This window comes from Streptomyces sp. NPDC051555, from assembly GCF_044454405.1.
Classification (GTDB): Bacteria; Actinomycetota; Actinomycetes; order Streptomycetales; family Streptomycetaceae; genus Streptomyces.
In genome coordinates this window covers 151568-175305 of the sequence record NZ_JBITDP010000005.1, presented here as the reverse complement: position 1 = coordinate 175305, position 23738 = coordinate 151568, and the positions used below count along the sequence as shown (strand labels likewise).

General features: G+C 74.2%; 16 protein-coding genes. 10 read left to right on the top strand and 6 right to left on the bottom strand.

The window, feature by feature from the left end; genetic code table 11:
* The first annotated feature begins 53 nt into the window (after positions 1–53).
* A complete protein-coding gene (locus tag ACIBEA_RS13965) occupies positions 54–1595 on the top strand; it encodes an AMP-binding protein (RefSeq protein WP_399260424.1) in 1542 nt (513 codons plus the stop codon).
* 102 nt (positions 1596–1697) lie between these two features.
* Here ACIBEA_RS13965 and ACIBEA_RS13960 read toward each other — a convergent pair whose 3' ends face one another.
* The 6 genes from ACIBEA_RS13960 to ACIBEA_RS13935 all read right to left on the bottom strand — a co-directional run bounded on the left by ACIBEA_RS13960 (position 1698) and on the right by ACIBEA_RS13935 (position 11334).
* On the bottom strand, positions 1698–3653 hold the full coding sequence (locus ACIBEA_RS13960) for an ABC transporter ATP-binding protein (protein WP_399260422.1): 1956 nt from the start codon (positions 3651–3653) through the stop codon (positions 1698–1700).
* The gene (locus ACIBEA_RS13955) at positions 3650–5422 is read right to left on the bottom strand and encodes an ABC transporter transmembrane domain-containing protein (protein ID WP_399260420.1); all 1773 of its coding nucleotides are present in this window, start codon (positions 5420–5422) and stop codon (positions 3650–3652) included. The genes ACIBEA_RS13960 and ACIBEA_RS13955 overlap by 4 nt, the downstream gene beginning before the upstream one ends.
* Entirely contained in the window at positions 5419–6999 is a 1581-nt protein-coding gene (locus ACIBEA_RS13950; RefSeq protein WP_399260418.1) for an AMP-binding protein, read from the bottom strand. The genes ACIBEA_RS13955 and ACIBEA_RS13950 overlap by 4 nt, the downstream gene beginning before the upstream one ends.
* A gap of 68 nt (positions 7000–7067) precedes the next feature.
* Positions 7068–8981 (bottom strand): condensation domain-containing protein, encoded by a 1914-nt coding sequence (locus tag ACIBEA_RS13945; protein ID WP_399260416.1) that lies wholly within the window; start codon positions 8979–8981, stop codon positions 7068–7070.
* Complete coding sequence (locus ACIBEA_RS13940; protein ID WP_399260414.1) at positions 8978–10711, bottom strand: carbamoyltransferase; 1734 nt, start codon at positions 10709–10711, stop codon at positions 8978–8980. Before ACIBEA_RS13940 ends, ACIBEA_RS13945 begins: the two co-directional genes overlap by 4 nt.
* 68 nt (positions 10712–10779) lie before the next feature.
* A complete protein-coding gene (locus ACIBEA_RS13935; protein ID WP_399260412.1) occupies positions 10780–11334 on the bottom strand; it encodes an XRE family transcriptional regulator in 555 nt (184 codons plus the stop codon).
* 663 nt (positions 11335–11997) lie between these two features.
* Between ACIBEA_RS13935 and ACIBEA_RS13930 the strand changes: the two genes are divergently transcribed.
* The 9 genes from ACIBEA_RS13930 to ACIBEA_RS13890 form a co-directional block, all read left to right on the top strand.
* Positions 11998–13317 carry a KamA family radical SAM protein gene (locus ACIBEA_RS13930; RefSeq protein WP_399260825.1) on the top strand — a complete coding sequence of 440 codons (1320 nt, stop codon included), beginning with the start codon at positions 11998–12000 and terminating at the stop codon, positions 13315–13317.
* Between the two features lie 74 nt (positions 13318–13391).
* Entirely contained in the window at positions 13392–14516 is a 1125-nt protein-coding gene (vioD, locus tag ACIBEA_RS13925; RefSeq protein ID WP_399260409.1) for a capreomycidine synthase, read from the top strand.
* Positions 14513–16381, top strand: coding sequence for a non-ribosomal peptide synthetase (locus ACIBEA_RS13920; RefSeq protein ID WP_399260407.1), 1869 nt, complete (start codon positions 14513–14515; stop codon positions 16379–16381). Before vioD ends, ACIBEA_RS13920 begins: the two co-directional genes overlap by 4 nt.
* 166 nt (positions 16382–16547) lie before the next feature.
* Positions 16548–17582, top strand: coding sequence for an arginine beta-hydroxylase, Fe(II)/alpha-ketoglutarate-dependent (gene vioC / locus ACIBEA_RS13915; RefSeq protein WP_399260405.1), 1035 nt, complete (start codon positions 16548–16550; stop codon positions 17580–17582).
* Positions 17583–17672: 90 nt separating this feature from the next.
* Complete coding sequence (locus tag ACIBEA_RS13910) at positions 17673–18368, top strand: hypothetical protein (RefSeq protein WP_399260823.1); 696 nt, start codon at positions 17673–17675, stop codon at positions 18366–18368.
* Positions 18369–18485: 117 nt separating this feature from the next.
* Positions 18486–20534 (top strand): NAD-dependent epimerase/dehydratase family protein, encoded by a 2049-nt coding sequence (locus tag ACIBEA_RS13905; RefSeq protein ID WP_399260403.1) that lies wholly within the window; start codon positions 18486–18488, stop codon positions 20532–20534.
* Positions 20531–21241 carry a PIG-L deacetylase family protein gene (locus tag ACIBEA_RS13900; protein ID WP_399260401.1) on the top strand — a complete coding sequence of 237 codons (711 nt, stop codon included), beginning with the start codon at positions 20531–20533 and terminating at the stop codon, positions 21239–21241. The genes ACIBEA_RS13905 and ACIBEA_RS13900 overlap by 4 nt, the downstream gene beginning before the upstream one ends.
* Positions 21234–22463, top strand: a complete 1230-nt coding sequence (locus tag ACIBEA_RS13895; protein ID WP_399260399.1) for an acetyl-CoA carboxylase biotin carboxylase subunit family protein — start codon at positions 21234–21236, stop codon at positions 22461–22463. Before ACIBEA_RS13900 ends, ACIBEA_RS13895 begins: the two co-directional genes overlap by 8 nt.
* Positions 22464–22576: 113 nt before the next feature.
* Positions 22577–23738 (top strand): glycosyltransferase family 2 protein (locus ACIBEA_RS13890; RefSeq protein ID WP_399260397.1); only part of this gene is annotated, 1162 nt, incomplete at its 3' end.

Sequence of the window (23738 nt, the reverse complement as noted above, 5' to 3'; positions counted from 1 at the left end):
GACTCCCCCTACGTGAAGCCGGCGTCCTGATACACCCGATACAGGAGAGAACCATGCGCATTCCGATGACCGTCGCGGACTTCCTCGACCGGGCGGAGTTGGGGTTTGCCGGCAGCCCCGGCGTGATCGACGAGCCGGACCAACCGGGCCCGCCCGTACCCCTGTCGACGTACGGGCGGTTCGGCGAGCGGGTCCGGGCCTGGCAGGCGGGACTGGACGCGCTCGGCGTGGGCGAGGGCGAGCGGGTCGCGGTGGTCAGCCACAACTCGGCCCGGATGCTGGAGCTGTTGTTCGCGGTGCCGATGAGCGGCCGGATCTGCGTGCCCATCAACTTCCGCCTCAAGCCCGAAGAGATCGACTACATGCTGCGGCAGAGCGGCGCCTCGGTCCTCTTCGTCGACCCGGAACTGGACGCGGCGCTCTCCGGCATCAAGGCCCGCCACCGCTTCGTCTTCGGCGAGGAGACCGAGAAGCACGTGATGCGCTTCGGGGTCGAACCGCGCCCGTGGTCGCACCCGGACGAGGACGCGACGGCCACGATCAACTACACGTCGGGCACCACCGCCCGGCCCAAGGGGGTGCAGCTCACCCACCGCAACATCTGGGTCAACGGGCTCACCTTCGCCCTGCACGCCCGGGTGTGGGAACGCGACGTCTACATGCACACCCTGCCGATGTTCCACTGCAACGGCTGGGGCATGCCCTACGTGATGGCCGGGCTCGGGGTCAAGCAGGTCGTCCTGCGCAAGGTCGACGGCGCCGAGATCCTGCGACGGGTCGAGGAGCACGGCGTCACGCTGATGTGCGGCGCGCCCGCCGTGTGGAACTCGGTGCTGGACGCGGCGGCGACCTGGGAGGGCGAGATCCCGGGACGGGACCGCGTACGGGTCATCTGCGCCGGTGCGCCCCCGCCGAGCCGGACGATCCAGCGCATGGGCGACGAGCTCGGCTGGGAGTTCACCCAGATCTACGGCCTGACCGAGACCTCGCCGCTGCTCACCTTCAACCGTGCGCGGCCCTCCGACGCGGACCTGCCCGCTGAGGAGCGGGCGCGCAAGCTGTCGCGGGCGGGGTTGCCGGCGCTCGGGGTCACGTTGAAGGTCTCCGACTCCGGCGAGGTGCTGGCCCGGTCGAACGTCGTGCTCGACGGCTACTGGGACAAGGCGGAGGAAACCGCCGCGGCCCTGGAGGACGGCTGGTTCCACACCGGTGACGGCGGCACGATCGACGCGGCCGACGGACACCTGACGATCGCCGACCGGAAGAAGGACGTGATCATCACCGGCGGGGAGAACGTCTCCTCGATCGAGGTGGAGGATACGATCTTCAGTCACCCGGCGGTGGCCGAGGTCGCGGTCATCGGCGTGCCGCACGAGAAGTGGGGCGAGACGATCAAGGCGCTCGTGGTCCTCGTCGAGGGGGCGGCGGCGCAGGAGGCCGACATCATCGCCCACTGCAAGCAGCGGATGGCCGGCTACAAGGCGCCGACGTCCGTCGAGTTCCGCACCGCCATCCCGCGCACGGCCACGGGGAAGATCCAGAAGTTCAAGCTGCGCGAGCCGTACTGGGCCGGTTTCGAGCGCGAGGTCAACTGACGATGCGCGGGTGAGGGTTGGTGAGGGTTGGTGAGGGTTGGTGAGGGGTGGTGAGGGGCCGGACGGGCCGGGGTGCGGCCCGTCCGGCCCGTCCGGGTCGTCTCACGGGCGGCGGGCCGCGTCCCAGGAGCGCCACAGAGCCGCGTAGGCCCCGTCGGCGGCCAACAGGGCGTCATGGCTGCCGAGTTCGACGATGCTCCCGTGGTCCATGACCGCGATGCGGTCGGCGTCGCGCACGGAGTCGAGGCGGTGGACGATCGAGATGACCGTGCGCCCTTCGATCAGCGCGGCGAGGGAGCGCTCGACGCGCCGCGAGGCGGTCGAGTCCAGCAGCGCGGTGGCCTCGTCGAGCACCAGGGCGTACGGGTCGGACAGCAACAGACGCGCGAGCGCCAGCTGTTGGGCGTGCGACGCGGTCACCGGCGCGGCGCCCGGCCCGATCTCGCTGTCCAGGCCCTCGGGCAGGGACCGGGCCCAGTCCCCGAGGAGTACGGTCTCCAGCGCGTCCCACAGCGCTGCGTCCGCCACCGGGTCGGGGGCCGGGTCCGAGGTCGGGTCCGTCGCTGCGGCCGGGTCCGGGTCCGGGGCCGGGTCCGGGGCCGCGCCGTCGCGGGCCAGGGTGAGGTTGTCCCGTACCGTGCCCGTGAAGACGTGCTGCTCCTGGGTCACGAGGACGATCTCGCGCCGCAGTTGACCGACCGGCAGCGTGGTGAGGTCGGCGCCGCCGATGCTCACGGTTCCCCGGGTGGGCAGGTGGACGCCGGCCAGGAGCTTGCCCAGCGTGGACTTGCCCGCCCCCGAGGCCCCGACCACGACGAGCCGCTCGCCCGGGGCGATCTCCAGGTCGATGCCCGCGAGCACCTCCGGGCCCGCCCCGTAGCCGAAGCCGACGCCGTCCAACCGGATGGCGTGGCCATCGGTGGGTGCCGGCGGGCGCGGCTCCTCGCGGGGCAACAGGTCGACGCCGAGGATCCGGCGCAGCGCGGCGTTGCCGATCTGCAGCTCGTCTGTCCAGGTCAGCAGGTCGTTGAGGGGCTCGCCGAGGGCCTGGACGTAGAGCACCACGGCGGTCAGCTCCGCGAGGCCCACCTCGCCGCGCTGGTAGGCGAGGCCGCCGATCAGCAGGGTCAGGGCCATCGGGACCATGGTGGCGAGGTCCAGGCTGGGGAACCAGACGGTCTGGAGCCAGGTGGTGCGTTGGCGGGTGCGTACGACCCGATCGACGGCCGCGCCGTGGCGGCGCATCTGGCGGGGGCCGAGCCCGAGGGCCTCGACGGTGGCGGCGCCCCGGGTGGTCTCGTGCGTGGCGGCCAGCACCTCGGCCTCCTCGGCGAGGAGGCGTTCGTACGCGCGGGTGGCGCGCGGCCGGTACCACCAGGTGGACAGCGCGGCGAAGGGCACCCCGGCCAGCAGGCCGAGGGCGAGGAGCGGCGAGGTGAGCAGGATCGCCGCGATGGTGAAGACGAGGGTCACCGCGGCCAGCGCGATGCGCGGAACGGCCTGTCGGATGCTCTCGTTGAGGCGGTCGGCGTCGGTGGTGGCGCGACTGAGGAGGTCGCCGGTGCCCACGGACTCCACCTCCGACAGCGGCAGTCCGAGGACGCGGCGCACGAAGTCCTCGCGGGTGCGGGCGAGGACGCGCTCGCCGAGCAGGGTGGCCTGGGTGCGGGCGGCCCGGGCGAGCAGGGCGTGGCCGACGAGGATCGCCACGAAGACGAGGGCGAGGGTGTCGACCCGGCCCGCGGTGGTGCCGTCCTTGACCGATTCGACGAGGTGGCCCAGCAGTTGCGGGCCGACCAGGCTGGCGACCAGCGCGGCCGCGAACAGGGCGAAGGTGAGCGTCAGTCGGCGGGCCTCGCCCCGGACGAAGACGCCGATCCAGCGGCGCACCGCCGCCCGGTCGGCGAGCGGGAGCCGCCGGGGCGCGCCGCCGCCGGACCCGGATGCCGGGTCGGCGTCCGGGCCCGTGTCCGGGCTCCCGCCGCCCCCGTTCGGGCCGGTGCCCGGGCGGCCGGCGTCGGGACCGGACGCGGGGGAGCGGGCTGGCGCAGTGGTCATGAGGGCACTCCTGCGGGGCGGTCGGGGGTGCCGGGGCCGGCGCCCTCGGTGGGGGTCGTGTGGCTTGTGTGGGTCGTGTGGGTCGTGGCCGAGGTCGGAGTCCGGGCCGACGAGTGGGCCGGGGACGCCGTGAGGGTCAGTTCGCGGTCGGCGACGCTCCGCCACAGCGGGCTGTCGCTGAACACCACGGTCGTCCGCCCGGCGCGCAGCGCCGCCACCCGGTCGACGACGCGCGCCTCCGTGTGCGCGTCGACGGAGGAGGTGGGGTCCTCCAGGACCAGCACGTCGGGGGCGGCGAGCAGGGCGCGGGCGAGGACCAGGCGCTGGCGCTGGCCGCCGGACAGGGTCCGGCCGCCCTCGTCCAGCCGGGCCTCCAACCCACCGGGCAGGGCGTCGACGACATCGCCGGCATCAGCGGCGAACAGCGCACCCTCCAGGTGTTGTCGGGGCCACTCCCGACCGGCGGTGAGCTCCTCCCGTACGGTGCCGCTGAACAGGGTGTCGGACGGGCCCGAGCGCAGCACCCGTACGCGCAGCTCGTCCGGGTCGGCCCGGTCCAGGTGGACGCCGCCGAGCCGGACGGCGGTCGGTCCCAAGTGGGCTCCGGGGCGGGTGAGCCGGTCGGCGAGGTCGCCGGTGCGGTCGGCGGGAGCGGAGACCACGGTGAGCAGGCCCGCCCCTGCGATGATGCCGGCGTCCGTGTCGACGACTCCGAGGGTGCCTTCGGGCAGCGGTTCGGGGTCCGCGGGGCGGACGGCCTCGGGGGTCAGGCGCAGCAGGGTGCAGACCCGGCCGGCCGCGACCTTGGCGAGGCTGAGGGATTCGGCGGCCTCGGTGGCGGTGCTCACCGGGAGGGTGAGGAAGGCGGACGCGCCGTAGAACGCGACGAGTTCACCGGCGCTGATGGTGCCGCCCAGCGCGAGACGGGCGCCGAGCCACACGATGCCCACCGTGACCAGTCCCGGCAGCAGGACGCCGGCCGCCTGGAGCCAGGCCTCCATCCGGCCGGCCGACTCGCCCGCCCGGCGGACCTGCTGGCTGGTGCGGCGGAAGCGTTCGGCGAAGCCCGCCTCGCCGCCGATGCCGCGCAGGATGCGCAACCCCGCGACGATGTCGCCCGCCTGCGAGGTGGCGATGCCCATCTGCTCGCGCTGGGCCTCGTCGCGTTCCTGGAGGGGGCGCAGCAGGGGGCCGATGCCGAGTACGGCCGCGGGGACGCCGATGAGCACGGCGAGTCCGAGCACGGGAGAGGTGATGGTGAGAGCCACGGCCACCAGGACCGCGGCGACGACCGCGCCGATGGTGCGGCCGATGACCTCGAAGGCGTTGCCGATGCTCTCCACGTCGGCCGATGCCGAGGCGGCCACGTCCCCGGAGCGGGCCTTGCCGCGCAGGGTGGCGCCGAGGCGGACGACGTGGCGCACCAGCACCCGGTGCGTGGTGGAGACGGCGTGCGCCTCGGCGCCGATGGCCGCCTGGATCAGCCCGGCGCCCGCGAGGGCCTGGACGAGGCCGAGGGCGAGGGCGAGCAGCGCCCACAGGTAGAGACCCGCGTGCCCCGAGCCCTGCCCGGCCTCGTCGATGGCCCGGCCGATGATCAGCGGGACCAGGGCGAGCGGGACCATCCAGACGGTGCCGAGCAGGGCGGCGAGGACGAGCGGCCAGGGGCGGATGCGCACCAGCCACCACAGGTAGGCCCAGGGACCGCGGGCATCGGCCTCGGGGACGGTGGAGGGGGAGACGGAAGCGTCGAAGAGCGGATTCCTCACAGGTGCCGGTCCCGGGTCGCGGCGCGGTCCACCTTGCCGGTGCGGGTGTGCGCGAGCGCGGGCACGACGACGATCACGTCGGGCACGAGCGGCGCCGGCACCACCTCCCGCAACTGCGCGCGCAGGGCCGCCCCGTCGTCCGCTCCTATGTCCGCCGCGTCGTCCGTACCGGCGTCCGTACCGGCGTCCGTAGGGGTGTCCGTCCGCGCTGCCGCCCCGGGGGTGAGGACCACGAAGGCCGTCAGGGTGGTGTGGGCGTGCTCCGTGTGGGCGTGTTTGGTGTGCTCCGCCGCGGCGGCCGCGGTGACGCCCGGTAGGCGGCGCAGGGCTTCCTCGACGTCCAGCAGGTCCACCCGGTGGCCGCGGATCTTGACCTGGTGGTCGACGCGGCCGTGGAAGACGAGGGAGCCGTCGGGCGCCTCGGCCACCAGGTCCCCGGTGCGGTACCAGCGGTCGGTCCCGCCGCCGAGGTCCGCCGCGACGAACCGGGCGGCGGTGCGGCCCGGGTCGTCGCGGTAGCCCGTCGCCAACTGGGGGCCGGAGAGCCAGAGTTCACCCGTCCCCGCGGGCGCCTCCGGCAATGCCACCACCGCCTGGCGCACCGACGGCAGCGGACGACCGATCGGCACCCCGGCGGGGAAGTCCGCCGGGGCGCCCGGGCCGGCGAGGACCGCGGTGTGGGTGACGAGCGCGGTCTCGGTGGACCCGTAGGTGTTGAGCAACACGGCGCGCTCCGCCCCGAGCCGGTGCCAGCGCTCCAGCATGTCGGGCCGGACGGCCTCGCCGCCGATCACGACGGTCTCGACCGTACGCGGCAACTCCCGCCCGGCATCGAGCAGATGGCCGGTGTAGAGGTGCCAGTAGTCCACGGGCAGGTTGACCAGGGTCACCTCGTGCTCGGTCAGCACGCGGTCGAGGTCCGCCTCGCCGTCCTCGTCCAGCACGACGAGCCCGCCGCTGAGCAGGGTCGGCAGGATCTCCTCCAGGCTCGTGTCACCGTCCGCGCGGTGGAAGTTGAGGGCGACGGTGTCCGGCCCGACGCCGTACCGCTCGCGCAGGTGCGGCAGGACCGCGTGCAGCGCCCCGTGCGGGACCGAGGCGGCCTTGGGGGTGCCCGTGGACCCCGAGGTGAACAGGGTGTACGCCGGGTCATCGGCCCGTACGGGCTCCCCGGCCTCCCGCACGGGGGCGCCGGACCGACCCCAGTTGGGCCGCACCACCCGGTCGACGGCGGGCAGGTCGCCGCTCTCGGCGGTGGCGACCAACTCCCGGCAGCCGACCGCCCGCAGCGCCGCTTCGGCATGGCCCGGCGGCCCGTCGGCCACGGGGACGTAGCCGCGGCCGGCCGTGAGGACGCCGAGCAGCGCCGCGATGTCGCGGACGCCGTGGTGGGCGACGACACCGACCGGCGGTCGCGGCCCACCGGCGGCCCGGGTGGCGAGGAGATCGGCCACCGCTCCTGCCCAGCGGGCCAGTTGGGCGTATCCGACGGTGACCCCGTTGTCGACCACCGCGGGTCGGTCGGGATCCGAGCGGGCGATGGCGAAGAAGGGGTCGAGCACACTGGGCAAGGTCATGGCAGGCGTCTTCTCTTGTCCGTCCGGCGGCGGTTCAGCGGCGGTTCAGCGGGGCGGCTCGGGCGCGTTCAGCGGGGCGGCTCGGGCGCGGGGGCGTCGGCCGCCGGGCCCGCGGCGGCGTCGAGGAGCGCGCCGAGCAGCGCGGTGAGGTCGGCCCGGTGACGGGCGGCGAGCGCGCGGACCGTGGCCTCCTCGTGCAGGGCGGTGGAGTACCACCATTCGACGCGCAGCGTCGCGTCGTCGGTGGTGGCGATCACCTCGATCAGGTGCGGCCGGACCCAGTGCGGGGCCGTGATGTCGCCGACCGGTTCGGGTGCCGGTCCGGGCAGCAGGGTTCCCAGGGGCAGGGAGTCGGCGTCGTCGCCCTCGAAGTCGAAGGAGACGTCGCTGGGCGGCGCGGACCGCAGCGCGGCGGCGATCCGCGGTCGGCCGTGCCGGGAGAGCGCGCCGTGGCCGACGCCGCCGCCGGGCAGCGCCGCGAGGTGGCCCACCGTCCGCGCGAGGCGCTCGGCCGGGGTGCCCGGAGCGAGGTCGAGGCGGACCGGCACGGTGGTGGTGAACCAGCCGGTGGTGCGGGCGAGTTGGACGTCGCCGATGCTCTCCTCGCGGCCGTGGCGCAGTACGTCGACCCGGACGGCGGCCTCGCCGAGCAGCTCGGCCAGGGTCTCGCCGAGGGCGTGCAGGACCAGGTCACCGGGATGGGCACGGTGGGCGCGGGCGGCCGCGTGGAGGCGCACGGTGAGGTCCGCGGAGAACTCCTCCAGGTGCGTGGCGGCCGTGGCCGCGGTGTTCGCGGCCCGCGGGTCGGCCCCGGGGTCCGGGGGAGCCGGGAGGTCGGTCGCCGGGTGGCCGGTTCGTCGCCGGTCGGCCGCCGGTCGGTCGAGGGGCAGCGCGGCCGGGGTGCGGGCCACCTCGGTCCACCATTCGGCCTCGGCCTCCGCTTCGGGGGTGCGGGCGTGGGCCGCGAGGGCCCGGGACCACTGCGGGTACGAGGTGTCCTCCGTCGGCCACACGTCCTGGCGGCCCGCTTCGAGGGCGGTGTACACCTCCTCCAGGTCGGCGAGGAGGACGGACCACGACACCATGTCGATCGCGAGCTGGTGTACGACGATCAGCAGGCGGCCCGGGCGGCCCGGCCCCGCGTCGAAGCGCACGAACCGGACGACCCGCCCCGCCCGCGGGTCCAGCGAGCGCTGCTCGACCGAGCACCGCAGGGTGATCGCGTCGGCGCGCGCGGGGTCGTCGAGTTCGCTGATGTCGACGGTGTCCAGCGCGTCCCCGAGGGCCGCTTCGGGCGGGCCGTCGGTCACCAGGGCCGCGGTGTGCTGGAAGGGGCGCCGGGCGGGCCGTTGTTCGACGGCGAGGCGGAGCGACGCGTGGCCGGCGACGAGCCGTCGTACCGCCTCGGCGAAGAGCCCGGGGTCGATGTCGGGCCGAGTGGTGAAGAGCATGGCCTGGTTCCAGTGGGCGCGGTCCGCGCCCTGCTCCTCCCAGGCCGTTTCCTGGGGCGGGGCCAGCAGGACCGGGCCGTGCGCCCCGCCGGGCGCGGGGGCCTCCCCGCCGGCGCCGCGGCGGGCGGCCCGCTCGGTGACCAGGGCCGCGAGGCTCCGGGTCGTGAGCTCCGGGTCGAACAGCTCCCGCAGCTGCATCCGCACGCCGAAGGAGGACTCGATGCGGCGGGCGAGGCGGATCAGGTCGAGGGAGTCCACCCCGAGGTCGCGCAGTGGCGCGCCGGGTTCCAGGTCCCCTCCCTGTCCCTGGACCGGCTCCTGGCCCGGACCGGCGGTGAGTGCCACCTCCGCGATCCACTCCGCGAGCCGGACAAGCACCTCCCCGGCGGCTGCGCGGGCATCCGCGTCCACCGCGCCACCCGCGGCCGCTGCACCCGTACCTGCACCCGTACCCGCACCCGGGGCGACCTCGGCCACGCCGGTCACCGCGACGCCCACCGCGACGGCGGACCCGTCCGCCGGGGCGGTCACGCGCCGGCCTCCCCGAGGGTGCCCGCGGGGCGGCGTACGAGGAACGGGCCCAGGGCGAGGGCGTCCAGCGGCAGGCGGTGGAAGGTGGCGAGGGCGTCGGCGGGGCTGCACACCACCGGCTCGTCACGGCCGTTGAAGGAGGTGTTCATGACGACCGGGGTGCCCGTGTGCCCGCCGACCGCACCGATGAGTCGGTGGTAGAGCGGGTCGACGGCGGCCGACACCGTCTGCGGTCGCGTGGTGCGGTCGCTGTGGACGACGGCCGGCATGGCCGCGGCGCCGGCCTCGGTGACCGGCGTCGTGACGATCATGTACGGCAGCGGGGTCGCGGTGCCGATGAGGGCCTCGGCGGCCTCCTGCTGCATGCTCGGGGCGAACGGGCGCCACGCCTCGCGGTCCTTGATGCGGACGTTGACCCGGTCACGGGTCGACTCGGGCGAGGGCACCGCGACCAGACTGCGGTGGCCCAGGGCGCGGGGTCCGCTCTCGGCACGGCCCTGGAACCAGCCGGAGACCCCGCCCGAGGCGAGTACCCCGGCGGTGGCGGCGGCGATGTCCGCGGGCTCGGTGTAGGCGGTTCCGGAGGCGTCGAGGACGCGGCGGATCTCGTCGGGGCTCCACTGCGGGCCCCAGGCCACGGACCCGGTCATGGGCTGGATGCGGTCGCCCTCCTGCGCCGCGACCCAGACGGCGGCGCCGAGCGAGACGCCCTGGTCGCCGGCGAGGGGCTGCACGAAGAGGTCCTGGACCTCGGGCATGCGCATGATCTTGCCGTTGAGGGTGGCGTTGAAGCCGACGCCGCCCGCGATCAGCAGGGTCGTCTCGCCGGTCTCCCGGAGCAGTCCGCGGACCAGGCCCAGCACCGCCCGTTCCAGGGCCGCCTGCGCGGTGGCCGCGAGGTCGCGGTACTCGAAGGGGTCCCGGTCGGTGGCCCGCGCGAAGCGCCCGGCGCGGGCGTCGAAGCGGCGCACGGAGCGGTTGGGGGCCTCGGGCAGCGCCTTCTCCAGGTGCTCCAGCCAGTGCCGGATGGTGGCGGTCTCCTCGTCCGTGGTGCCCCGCGAACGCAGGTCGGGCGGGACGACGCCGATGGTGAAGTCCTCATCGGTGAAGTCGAACGCGCCGCCGAAGGTGAGGTCGCCGGGGGTGCCGTAGGAGGCCAGGCCCATCATCTTGCCAGCGTTGTCGGAGCCGAGGCCGGCGTACTCGCAGACGGCGGCGTAGAAGTAGCCGAGCGACCAGCCGGGGGTGTGGGCGCGCAGGGTCTTGATCTGGCCGTCGATGCCGACGGCGAGGGTGGTGCTCTCGTTCTCGCCCTGGCCGTCCAGGACCAGGATCGCGCCGCGGTCGCGCCCCGAGAGGTGGTAGGCGCTGGCGGCGTGCGCGACGTGGTGGTTGACGAAGGTCAGCCGGGGGTCGCGGGAGCGCGGGAACAGGGCCTTGGGCAGGAGGTGTTCCAGGGCGTCGGCGTCGTTGGCGAACCACTCCAGATCGCGGTCCGCGAACAGCGTGGGCAGGTCCCACCCGTGGGCGACGACGTCGATGTCGTCCAGGGTGAGACCGCCCTCCGCGAGGCAGTAGGCGGCCGCGTTCAGCGGTGCCTCCCCGTAGGCGTGCTTGTTACGGGTGAAGCGTTCCTCCTCGGCCAGGGCGATGACGTCGCCGTCCACGACGAGGCAGGCAGCACCGTCGTGGCTGGCCCCGGGCCAGCCGTTGACTCCGAGCACACGCATGGTCAGTCCCCAAAGGTCGGTCGGGCTCCTCCGGTTCCGCCTCGGGCCCCAGGCCGTACGGCGTCCGGTTACGCCAACCGATCTTGTCGGGCCGCCGAGTTGTACACGACCTGTGAGGTTGTGCGGAGATCCGCGGCGAAGATCGCGGAGGCCGCCTTGAGGACCTCGTTGGTGTGCCGCAGCTCCTCGACCTCGCTGCGCAGACTGGCCAGTTCGGCCCGTTCGTCGGCGGTCAGGGCGTCGGCGGCCGTACGTCGTCTGGCGGCGATGCGCACTTCGCCACCGCGGCCTTCACCGACACGGCCTTCGCCACCGCGGCCTTCACCGACACGGCCTTCGCCACCGCGGCCTTCGCCACCGCGGCCCTCACCGGTACGGCCTTCGCCGCCGCGCCGTTCGGCCCCCGGTTGTGCGGGGACGAGTCCCGTGCGTTCGGGCTGGCCGCGCGCGTGGGTGGCGACGCCTTCCTGTTCGCGTCCGAGCGCGTACCAGCGGCGCGTCCACGTCTCCGGATCACCGCCGCAGGCGGCCACGTAGGCGAGGGTCACCTTCAGAGAGGGCCGGTGCAGTCCGCGAGCGGCTTCGGAGAGGGTCGCCACCGAGTAGTGGGCGCGTTTCGACATGACCCGGTAAGAGGGGCTGCCGGCCTGCTTCCGCAGACAGCGCAATGCGTGCGCGAAACTCTCCAGTGGGCCCGCGTTGGGGTCCAGTAACCGTTCTGGCCTGGGCATTCTTCTCCCCTGGTGATCGATTGTGGCGAACGGAACGCACGCTCCGTCAAGCCGTACAACGCGATCTGCGGGGTACGGCCCGGCGGTACAACCAGTCCGAGGTCCCGGAGGCGACAGGAGGAACTCCGCACCGGATCTCTCGGACATTGGTACATGCCGGTGACATATCGATCAAGTCATCATCTGAGGGATTCAGCCACATCCGGCGCGGGTCGTCCGATTTCAGCACCCTGCTCGACGTCCGGCCCCGTACATCGGCTCCAACGTCCGGCGACGCCTTCCGCTTCCCGTCGCACGCCGCCGGGTTGTACAGGGTTGCACCAGGGCTGCGCCCCGTACAACCGGGCCTCGTGTACAACCGCGCCGCTCTGCAAGATCGGTTCGTGTCGAGCGACGAGCGACGAGCGAGGAGCGACTTCGGCTGATGGTGGCGAACCGACGGGAAGGGGTGGCGGGTTGGTGACGAAGGCACGCGGCCAGAAGGAGCCGGCCGTACACGGCCGGGCCGGGTCAGCGGCGCTCCAGGGCGTCTACGAGTACCGCAGCCGTCCGCTCGTGGAGCCGGACTGGCGGCGCTTCCCCGGGTGGCGCGATGTCACCGGGGCCGAGTGGGCGGACCCGCAGTGGCAGCGCGCGCACTGCGTGAAGGACGCGAAGGGACTGCGCGCCGTCGTCGGCGACCTGCTCGACGAGCGCTTCTACGAGGACTGGGAGCAGGACCGGCTGCACCGCGCGACCATGTCGGTGCTGCTGCCGCCCCAGATGGTCAACACGATGGCCCCGGAGGCGCCCGCCGCCCGGCCGGGCGAACTGACCAAGGCCTTCTACGACGACCCGGTGCGCCGCTACATGCTGCCGGTGTTCTCCGACCGGCACCCGGACTGGCCCTCGCACCCCATGGCCAGCCGCGACTCCCTGCACGAGCAGGACATGTGGGTGGTGGAGGGGCTCACGCACCGCTACCCCACCAAGGTGCTCGCGGAGCTGCTCTCCACCTGCCCCCAGTACTGCGGGCACTGCACGCGCATGGACCTCGTCGGGAACTCGACCCCACAGGTCGCCAAGAACAAGCTGCAGCTCAAGCCGGTCGACCGGGCCGAGCGGATCCTGGCGCACCTGCGCTCCGCTCCGGGCATCCGCGACGTGGTCGTCTCCGGCGGCGACCTGGCCAACATGCCCTGGCCGCGGCTGGAACGCTTCGTCGACGGCCTGCTCGACATCGAGGCGATCCGCGACATCCGGCTCGCCAGCAAGGGCCTGATCGGCCTGCCCCAGCACTGGAACTCCCCTCCGGTGCTGGCGGGCGTCGAGCGCCTCGCACGCAAGGCCCGGTCCCGGGGCGTGCGCCTCGCGCTGCACACCCACGCCAACGCGGCGCAACAGATCACGCCCGGAGTGGCCCGGGCCGCCTGGGCGTTGCTCGACGCGGGGCTGCACGACGTGCGCAACCAGGGCGTGTTGATGCGCGGGGTCAACGACAGCGCGCACGAGCTGCTCGACCTGTGCTTCGCCCTCATCGACCACGCCGGGATCACGCCGTACTACTTCTACATGTGCGACATGATCCCGAACGCCGAGCACTGGCGGGTCCCGCTGCACCGGGCGCAATTGATCCAGCGTCAGATCATGGGCTACCTACCGGGTTTCGCCACCCCGCGCATCGTGTGCGACGTGCCGATGGCAGGCAAGCGCTGGGTGGACCAGGTCGATTCCTACGACCGCAACCTCGGCGTCTCGCACTGGACCAAGAGCTTCCTCACCCCGCTGGAGGCGGCGGATCCGGACGCCCACAGCGGTTCCTACCAGTACTACGACCCCATCGACACGCTGCCGCTCTCCGGGCAGCGCTGGTGGCGCGAAGCCCGTCAGGGGTAGAGACCCGTCAGGGGCAGAGAAGGGAAACCCGCACAGCCATGAGCAGTCTCCGTCCACGGCATGAAGACCCCCCGGTGCTCGAAGAGTGGTACCGCCGGCACCTGGGCCCCGACATCCACGACATCAGCTCCAGCGGTGTCCACCCGTACACCTTCGCCGAGATACGCGACCTGTGCCGGATCCCGGCCGCCGACCTCGACGGGATCGTCATGGACGACAGCGTCTCGCAGGGCGGCGCGGGCATCCGCCTGGCCATCGCCGACCGCTACGCCGGGGGCGACGCCGACCGGGTGCTCGTCACCCACGGATCCAGCGAGGCCATCGCGCTCACCCTGAGCACGCTGCTGCACGCCGGTGACCGGGTCGTCGTGCAGGAGGGCATCTACCACTCCCTCGGGCACTACCCGCGGGCGGCGGGCTGCGAGGTCGTCGAACTCCCCGCGGCCTCGGTCCGGGACGGCGAGATCGACCCGGACGTACTGGCCGAGCTGGTCACCCCCGGCACCGCGGCCGTCATCGTCAACTTCCCGCACAACCCGAGCGGGGTCACGCTCTCCCCGCGCGGCCTGAAGGAGCTGACCGCGCGGACCGCCGCCGCCGGGGCCGTGCTGGTCTGGGACGCGGCCACCGCGGAGATCGCCCACCGCTGGGACGTCCTGCCCGACCCCGGGGCCGAGGGCGGGAACACCGTGTCGTACGGCACGCTCTCCAAGACCTTCGGGCTGCCCGGGCTGCGGGTCGGCTGGGCCATCGCCCCGAAGGAACTGCTCACGGCCACCTTCCCGTTGCGCGACCGCACGACCCTCTTCCTCTCCCCGCTCGTCGAACTCGTCGCCGAACGGGCGGTGCGTCACGCCGACGCGCTCATCGGCGCCCGGGCCGCCGAAGCCCGGGGCAACCTGGCGCTCCTGACGGACTGGATGGACGAGCACGCGGACCTGGTCCGCTGGACCCCGCCCGAGGGAGGGGTGTGCGCGCTGCCCGTCTTCCGCGAGCTGGAGCGGGCGTCGGCCGGCCCGGGCGAGGTGGAGCGCTTCTGCCTGGAGCTGCTCGCCCGCCACCGCACGCTGCTGGTGCCGGGCACGGCCTTCGGCTCCCGGCACGGGGCCCGGCTCGGTTTCGGTGGTCCGCAGGAGTCCTTCCGCGCCGGCCTCGACGGGCTGTCGCGTTTCCTGCGGACGCGGGGGGCATCGGGGTGAGCACCGCCATCGAAGCCGACGTGCTCGGCCTGTGGGACCGCTCCGTCCGCGCGCACGCCGCCGCGCCCGCACTGGTGACGCCGGACCGGGTGCTGACGTACCGGGACGCGGACCGGCTCACCGACGCGTGGGCCGTCGACCTGATCGGACGCGGGGCCGTCCCCGGCGCTCTGGTCGGCCTGGCCTTCACCGACCCCGTCCGTACCGTCCTCGGCATGCTGGCGGTCCTCAAGGCGGGGGCGGGCTTCACCGTCCTGGACGACCGGCTCCCGGCCGCCGCGCGGGCCGAGCTCGTCCGCCGGACCGCCGCGGTGGTGTGGCTCGGCGACGGCCACCACGCCCCGGACGGCGCGCACGTGCCGGCCGACGGCGGGTACGGGCCACCGGACGGCGGGTACGGGCCGGCGCGGCCGGCGGCCGCGGCCACCGGCGCGGACGTGGCGTACGTCCTGTTCACCTCGGGCTCCACCGGCCGGCCCAAGGGGACCGTGGTCGAACGCGACGCCCTCGGCCGCTTCGCCGGCGCCGTCGCCGAGCGGCTGGAGCTGACCCCGGGCGACCGGTGGCTCCAGGTCGCCTCCCTCGGCTTCGACGTCCTGATCGAGGAGGTGTTCCCGGCGCTCGCCGCGGGCGCGGCCGTCGTGTGCCGGGCCGACACCGGGGCACTGGACGCCGAGGAGCTCCACACCACCATGGCCCGTACCGGGACCACCGTGGTCGAACTGTCCACCCAGTACTGGCTGGAGTACGCCCGCTGGCTCGACGGCAGCGGTGCGTCGACCCCGGACGCCCTGCGCCTCGTGGTGGTCGGTGGCGAGCGGATGGACCCCCGGCCCTACCGGGCGTGGCAGGCCCGGCAGCCCGCGGCCCTGGCCCATGTGTACGGGCTCACCGAGTGCACCGTCAGCTCCACCTTCTACACCGGGCTGCTGCCGGCCGACGCCGAGGAGGTGCCGCTGGGCACGGCGCTGCGGGACGTGGAGATCAGCGTCCGCCGCGACGGCCGACCGGTACCGGACGGCGGGAGCGGCGAGATCCACATCGGCGGTCCGCTGCTGGCCCGTGGGTTCCTCGACGACGAGGCGGCCACGGCGCGCCGGTTCGTGCCGGACCCGGACCGGGACCCGGACCGGGGCCCCGATGGCGCCGGGGGTCGCCTGTACGTGACCGGTGACCTGGGGCGGATCGACGCCGAGGGGCAGTTGGTCTTCCTCGGGCGCGTCGACGACCAGGTGAAGATCCGCGGGCACCGGCTGGAACCGGCCCGGGTGGAGCGCGCCCTGTGCGAGGTGGCGGAGGTGGACCAGGCGGTGGTCTTCCCGGACCCGGAGACCGCGACGGCCCTGTGGGCGTTCACCGTGCCCGCCGACGCGGCGGTGGCGCCGCTGCCCGGCGAGGCGGTCCGACTGACCGGCGCCGAGCGGGACGCGCTTCTCGCGCCGCTGGAGGCGCAGCTGCCCGACTGGGCGGTGCCGCGGGTGCTGTACCGGGTCGCGGTCCTGCCGAAGAGCCTGCACGGCAAGATCGACAAGCGCCTGCTCGCCACGTGGGCGGCGCACCGGGCCCACGGCCGGGCCCGGATCCAGGATCCGGCTGAGAACCCGATCGCGAGCCCGACCCCGGCCGCCGCTCCGGACACGGTGGGGGAGCCCCTGCGCACGGTCCTGGAGCTCTTCCGCGAGGTACTGGGCGCCCCCGCGCTCGGACCCGACGACAACTTCTTCGACCATGGCGGGCAGTCCCTGCTCGCCATGCGGCTGCTCACCCGGCTGCGCGGGTCCTTCCCCGCCGCCACGGGGCTGCGCGCGAGCGCCCTCTTCGCGTCGCCCACCCCCCGCCTGCTGGCCGCCCTGGCCGCCGGCTGAGGCCGACACCGGCCGGGCGGGAGCGCCGGCCGCGGCATCGGCGCCGCGATCGGAGCCGTCCGGTCGTCGTACCCGTACCCGTACTCGTACCACCCCGAGGGCCCGCGGCCCCTCATCCGGCCGCCCGCGGGCAGTAAGCATCCCCGACCACTCAGCGAGAGTTGGCATGTCGAACCTCACCGACCAGTCCACGCCCGGCTACGCCCTCACGGCCGAGGAGGCCTCCGCCATCGCGGAGCTCTGCCTCGAACTAGCCGTCACCTACCCGTCCTTCGGCGACCCCGCCCTGCTGCACGACCTGCCGCGGCTCGCGGCCGGGCTGCCAGAGGGGGTCCAGCGCTTCCTGCGCGAGTTCCAGCTGTCCGACCGTCGGGGCCACGTCGTGATCCAAGGGCACGACTTCGACCAGCGGCGCATCGGCCCCACCCCCGACCACTGGCGGGGCCGCACCAGGCCGGGCCCGGAGTTCCCCGAGGAGATCCTGCTGATGCTGTACTCGGCGCTCCTCGGCGAGCCCTTCGGGTGGGCCACCCAGCAGGACGGCCACCTGGTGCACGACATCTTCCCGATCCGCCAGCACGAGAACGACCAACTCGGCATGGGCAGCGCCGAGTTGTTGACCTGGCACACCGAGGACGCCTTCCACCCCCACCGCAGCGACTACCTCGTCCTCGGCGCCCTCCGCAACCCCGACCACGTCCCCACCACCGTCGGCGAGTTGGACCTGTCCTCGCTGTCCGTCGAGGACGTCGACATCCTCTTCGAACCCCGGTTCTACATCGCCCCCGACGAGTCGCACCTGCCGAAGAACAACACGATCGACTCCGACGAGGAGGCGGCCCGGTTCGCCGCCATCCAGAAGATGATCGACGAGCGCCCCCTCGGCCCGCTCCTCTACGGCTCGCGGCAGGACCCGTACATGCGCCTCGACCCGTACTTCACCTCCGTACCGGAGGACGACACCGACGCCCGGCGCGCCTACGACGCGCTGTTCAAGGTGGTGGACGCCGGCATGCGGGAGGTCGTCGCCGACCAGGGCGACGTGCTCTTCATCGACAACCACCGCGCCGTGCACGGCCGACTCCCCTTCCGGGCCCGCTACGACGGCACCGACCGCTGGCTGAAGCGGGTGTGCGTCACCGCCGACCTGCGGCGCTCCCGCGAGATGCGGGCCACGGCCGAGACCCGGCTGCTGGGCTGAGGCGCCGTGTCCGCCCCCGCCCCCCTCTCCGTCGCTCCATCCCCCCTCACCCTGACCGATCTGTCCCGGGACCCTTGGCTGTTGCCCGAGGTGGACGCCCTGATCGGCGCGAACATGCCGGAGTTCATGAGCTGGGAGTCCCCCGGCAACTGGCGCTGGCACGGCATGTACGACCGCTACCCCGCCCACCAGCTCTGCCTGGTGGACGCCGACGGGCGCCTGGTGGCTGCGGCCAACGGGCTGCCGGTCCGCTGGGACGGCCTCGCCTCGTCCCTGCCCGCCGGCAGTGACGAGGTGCTGGTGGAGGCCGTGGACCGGGAGCCGCCCGAGCGGCCCGACGCGGTGTGCATGCTGTCGGTCTCCGTGGACCCGGCGCAGCGGGCGGCCGGACACGCCGAGCGGTTGCTCACCGAGGTCCGGCGGCGCGCCGCCGGCCGGGCCCCGCGCGGCGTGATCATTCCGGTCCGGCCCACCCGCAAGCCCCGCTACCCGCTCGTTCCGATCGCCGAGTACGCGGCCTGGCGCCGACCCGACGGGCGCTGCTTCGACCCCTGGCTGCGCACCCACCTCGAACTCGGCGCGCGGCAACTGGGCATCGCGCAACGGTCCCTGGTGATCCGTCAACCGGTGGACCGTTGGGCGGAGTTCCTCGGGTACCCGCTGCCGGGTCCGGGGGACCATCCGCTCCCCGGCGGCCTCGTCCCCCTGCGCGTCACCGACGACGGCCACGGTACGTACGCCGAGCCGAACGTGTGGGTCCATCACCCGGTCGACGCCACGGCGTGACCCGGCCGGCGCGGACCCGAGCCCCCGGACCCGCCTCAGCCCCCTCCCGTACCCCCGCGCATTCCTCCGCGTCCCCCACGTCCCCCACGTCCCCTTCCGACGAACCCTGGAGAGACCATGACCGCCGTACGCCTCGCGATCGTCGGGTGCGGCGCCGCCGCCCGCGGCTGCCACCTGCCCGCCCTGCCCCCGCTCAAGGGAGACGTCCGGCTGACCGCCCTCGTCGACCGCGACCCGCGCCAGGCCGAGGCCGCCCTCGCGCTCTACCGCGAACTGGGCGGCGCCGACGCCGACCAGGTGGTGATCGCCACCGACGCGGCCGAGGTCGCCGACGCCTTCGACGCCGCCGTGGTGGTCGCCCCGCACACCCTGCACACGCCGATCGTCGAGGCGCTGCTGGCCGCGGGCAAGCACGTACTGCTGGAAAAGCCGATGACCACCTCGACCGAGGACGCCCGGCGGCTGGCCGCGACCGCGGCCGCCGACGGCGCCCCCGTGCTGGCCATGGCCCACCCGCGGCGCCTCTTCCCCGCCTACGCCTGGGTCAAGCGACTGATCGACGGCGGCGACCTCGGTGACGTGCTGCGCGTCGACTGGTCGGAGGGCCACCCCTACGCCCACGAGCCGGTCTCCTGGTCGATGTTCGACCGGCGCCTCGCCGGGGGCGGGGTGCTCACCGACACCGCCTCGCACGTCTTCGACACGCTGCTGTGGTGGCTCGGCCCCGAGGTGCGGGTCGTCCGGGCCGAGGACAACTCGCTCGGTGGGGTGGAGACCGACGCCACCGCCCACCTGCGCTTCGGCTCCGTCGACGTGCACTGCGACTTCAGCCGGCTCCGTGACCTCGGCATCTCCTGCAAGGTCACCGGCACCAAGGCGTCCGTCAGCATCGGCACCGACTTCCCGGCGGGGGAGTGCGTCCTGACCACGGCCGACGGCGAGGTGCTGCACCGCGGCGACGTGGACGCGGTCGCCCCCGCGCAGGACGAGTGGGAGCTGCTCTTCACCGAGCAGCTCGGCAACTTCGCCGCGGCGGTCCGCGGGGCCGCCCCCGTCCACTCCACCCCCGAGGACGGCGTGCGCGTCGTCGAGCTGATCCAGGAGTGCTACGGCGGCCCCGCCCGCGAGCAGTCCGCCCAGCCCTGGACCACGCGGGGCACGGGCGAGGGGGCCGAGGACGGCGCCGGCCTGCCGTCGCTGGCCGGGCACACCGTCGCGGTCACCGGAGCCAGCGGCTTCATCGGCGGCCGGATCGTGGAGCGGCTCGCCCTCGGCACCGAGGCCCGGATCCGGCCGGTCGTCCGGGGCTTCGGCCGGGCGGCCCGGCTCTCCGTGTTGCCGCAGGACCGGATCGCGTTCCAGCAGGGGGACCTGCTGGACACCGACTCGCTGCGCGCGGCCTTCGAGGGCTGCGACACCGTCGTGCACTGCGCCTTCGGCAGCTCCGGCGACGAGGACGGACGCTGGGCCGCCTCCGTCGAGGGCACCGCGAACGTCCTGGCCGCCGCCCGCGCCGCCGGCGTGCGCCGCGTGGTGCACCTCAGCACCATCGACGTCTACGACCCGGCCGTCGCCGGCGCGCTGACCGAGGAGTCCCCGGCGCGGCCGGCCGACTCCGAGGACCGCGAGTACGAGCAGCAGAAGCTCGCCGCCGAGCGGCTCGTGCTCGACGCCCACGCCCGCGACGGCGGACCGGAGACCGTGGTGCTCCAGCCCGGAGCGGTCTACGGGCCGTGGGGCGGCCAGTGGACCACCGTCCAACTGCGCCGCGCCGAGAGCGACTTCGCGCAACTCCCGGCCGGTGCGGGCGCGGGCGTCTGCAACGCCGTGTACGTGGACGACCTGGCCGACGCCGTGCTCCTCGCCGTGGACACCGCGGCCGCGGCCGGCGAGCGCTTCCTCGTCGGCCACGCCGAAGAGCTCGGCTGGGGCACCTTCTTCGACGCGATCCGCGCCCTGCGGGGCCCGGGCGACCCGGCCGCCACCGAGGCGGGGGAACCGGTCCAGGAGTGGGAGCTGGACCTCTACCGCTCCACCGCCCGCGCCGACCACGCCAAGGCCCGCCGGGTCCTCGGCTTCACGGCCCGGGTCCCCTTCGCCGACGGCATCGCACTGACCGGCCAGTGGGCCGGCTGGGCCGGCGAGCTGCCGGGGGCCGGGGCGTGAGCGCCGTCACCGACGTCCTCGTCGTCGCCCCGCACCCCGACGACGACGTCATCGGCTGCGGGGGATCGATCGCCAAGCACGTCCGCGACGGCGCCCGGGTGAGCGTCGTCATCGTCATCGGCCGCGAGCGCAGCGCGCTCGACGACGCCGTCACCGACGCCGAGTTCGCCGCCGAGACGGAGGCCGCCGCCAAGGCGCTCGGGGTCCACCGCTGCATCCGACTCGACGAGCCCTCGCGGGACTTCCGGCCGAGCCGGCGGGTCCACCTCGACCTGGTGCGCGTACTGCGCGAGGTGCGCCCCCAGGTGGTCTACCTGCCGCACGACAACGACGACGACGTCGAACACCGCATGGTCCACCAACTGACCACCGAGGCGCTGTGGATGGCGCAGTCGGAGTTCTTCCAGGAGGCGGGCGCGCGGCCGATGCCCGCCCCCCGGCTGGTGCTCGGCTACGAGGTGTGGGCGCCGATGGCCCGCTTCCAGTACGCCGAGGACATCGACGGCCAGATCGAGACCAAGGTCGAGGCGATGCGCGCGTACGTCTCCCAACTGCGGCACGCGGCCTGGGACGAGGGCATCCGGGGCCTGGCCCGCTACCGGGGCGCCGTCACGACCGGCTCCGGGCACGCGGAGGTGTTCCAGGTGCTCAGCCTGACCGGAGGCCATGGGGGAGCGCCCGGCGCGACGGGGGGCGGTCATGACTGACCGCCTCCTGGTGTGCGGGATCGGCTCCGGCATGGACCGCTCGCTCACCGAACTGCGCTCCCCGCGGCGCACGCTCGTCGTGGTCACCGACCGGCCGACCGAGCGGGTCCTGGCCGCGGCGGACGTGCTGTTGGTCTGCGATCCGAACGACGCCGTCGCCGTCCTCGCCGAGCTGTCGGCGGCGGGCGTCGACCGGATCGACGGGGTGTTCTCGCTGGGCGCCGACAACCCGCCGGTGATCAGCACCCTCGCGCGGCGCTTCGGCTGCCCGGGGCTGCCCCTGGAGACCGCGCTCGACTGCACGCTCAAGGACCGGCGGCTGGCGATCCTGCGCGCGGCCGGGCTGGACCTGCCCCGGTTCACGACCGCCGGGAGCGTTGCCGAGGCGGTGCGGGCCGTCGCGGACATCGGCCTGCCCGCGGTCATCAAGCCCAGCGACCAGACCGGTTCGCTGGGCGTGCTGAAGGTGGACCGCGCCGACCGGGTGCGGCCCCTGGCCGAGGAGGCACTGCGGCTCAGCCCGGGCGGCCGCATCGTGATCGAGGAGTTCCTGGAGGGCACCGAGCACACCCTCGCCGCGTTCATGGTCGACGGGGAACTGCACCGGTTCGGCTTCGCGGACCGCGAGTACGGACGCAAGGAGGAGTTCGCCCCGCACTTCTTCGAGGGCGGCGACACCCTGCCCAGCCTGCTGAGCGCCGAGCAGATCGAGGAGGTCACCGACACGGTCCGGCGCGGCGCGCGCGCCCTGCGGCTGGACCCGGCGGTGATCAACACCGACATCCTGCGCACCCGTGACGGCCGGGTCGTCCTGCTGGAGATCACCGCCCGACTGACGGGCGCCCGGATCGCCACCGAGGTGATGCGGCTGGCGACCGGAGTGGACCCGCTGCCCAACGTGGTCCGCCTCGCCCTCGGCCGGCCCCTGGACCTCACCGAGCTGGAGCCCCGGCACAGCAGGGCCGTGGTCCAGCGGTTCCTGCCGGCGGACGGGGGCGTGGTCGAGTGGGCCGGCAACCCGCGCGACGTCGCCCGCCGGGCCGGTGTGCACGACGTGTTCTGGGGCCTCGACCTGGCGCCGGGCACCGTGCTGCCGTCCTATCGGGGCGGCGCCGACGTCCTGGCCGGGGTGATCGCCCACGCGGAGGGGCCGGCCGAGGCCGAGGCCGTCGCCGAACGGGCCCTGCGCGCCCTGCCCCTGCGCCTGAAGGCCCCGGCCTGATGCCCCCGTACGACACGACGCGGCACGACATGACGCGGCACGGCACCACGCAAAGCGGCACCACGAAACACGGCACCACGAAACACGGCACGACCGAGACAAGGGAGAACGGGATGACCACCGACCCGGTGGACGAGGGCGCGGTCGACAAGGGCATCGCCCGGACCAGCGTGATCATCGCCCTGCGCGACGACCTGCGGATCGCCGACTGCATCGCCTCGATCGACGAGGACGTGGAGATCGTCCTCGCGCTCAACGGTCCCAGCGACGCGGTGCTGAAGCTGATCGCCGAACACCCCCGGCCGCTGACGGTCACCGAGATCGAGGACGTCGGCAACCTCGGCGCCGCCTACAACGCGGGGGCGGTCGCCACCGACCGCCAGTACCTGCTGCTGATGGACTCCGACTGCACCTTCGCCCCGGGCGTCGTCCGCGACATGGTCCGCGCGGTGCTCACCGACCCGGTGGTCAAGGGGCAGGTCGTCTACGGGGAATCGGACGGCACTCTCAGTCAACTGACCGCCCGGGTAAGGGAGTTCGACGAGGGGGACTACGTCAGCGCGCTGTCCCCGCCGCTGATCTACAACCGCGACATCGTCGACCACATCGGCGGCTACCACTTCGACGAGCTCATCCACTGGTGCGAGGACCGGGAGTTCGACTTCCGGCTCCAGCTGGCGGGGATCCCCGTGGTGTACCTGCCACAGGCGCGCATCTTCCACGACGCCCAGCACGGTTTCGCCAACATGCGCAGCTACTTCCGCTACGGCGTCGGCGAGGGCATCGCGCAGGAGACCGGCGTCTTCACCACGCCGGCCGTGCCCGTCGTGTGGCGGCTCTTCGAGGCGTCGCGGACGCTGGTGCACTGCGCCCGGGACAAGGGCGTCGGCGCGGCCGCCTACTACGCCCTGCTGAAGGCGGCCTTCCACGTCGGCACCGCGCACCACCTGCTCAACGACCCCTACCAGGTGCGCGACCGCTACCCGGCGTCGGCCAAGCGGGCCCGGCTGGTGATGTCGATCCCGCAGCACAGCACCAAGCTGACCGGCGCCCAGGCCAGGCGTCTGCGGCGGGCGCACTGGGAGGCGGGCCGGCGGATCGAGAAGGTGGCCGACATGTCGGTCTTCCACCCCGATGCCGCCGGCCCGGGCCCCGGCGCGCCGGGCGGCGGGGGGGGGGGGGCGCCCCCCGCCGGGGGGGGGGGGGCCCCCCGGGGGGGCGGGGGCGCGGGGGGGCCCCCCGCGCGGCCCCGCGCAGCCCGGGCCGGGGGGCGCC

Bases quoted from the DNA above. Each gene is read 5' to 3' on its own strand.
- ACIBEA_RS13965 (WP_399260424.1), top strand. From the start codon at position 54: ATGCGCATTCCGATGACCGTCGCGGACTTCCTCGACCGGGCGGAGTTG.
- ACIBEA_RS13960 (WP_399260422.1), bottom strand. From the start codon at position 3,653: ATGACCACTGCGCCAGCCCGCTCCCCCGCGTCCGGTCCCGACGCCGGC.
- ACIBEA_RS13950 (WP_399260418.1), bottom strand. From the start codon at position 6,999: ATGACCTTGCCCAGTGTGCTCGACCCCTTCTTCGCCATCGCCCGCTCG.
- ACIBEA_RS13940 (WP_399260414.1), bottom strand. From the start codon at position 10,711: ATGCGTGTGCTCGGAGTCAACGGCTGGCCCGGGGCCAGCCACGACGGT.
- ACIBEA_RS13935 (WP_399260412.1), bottom strand. From the start codon at position 11,334: ATGTCGAAACGCGCCCACTACTCGGTGGCGACCCTCTCCGAAGCCGCT.
- vioC (WP_399260405.1), top strand. From the start codon at position 16,548: ATGTCGAACCTCACCGACCAGTCCACGCCCGGCTACGCCCTCACGGCC.
- ACIBEA_RS13905 (WP_399260403.1), top strand. From the start codon at position 18,486: ATGACCGCCGTACGCCTCGCGATCGTCGGGTGCGGCGCCGCCGCCCGC.
- ACIBEA_RS13895 (WP_399260399.1), top strand. From the start codon at position 21,234: ATGACTGACCGCCTCCTGGTGTGCGGGATCGGCTCCGGCATGGACCGC.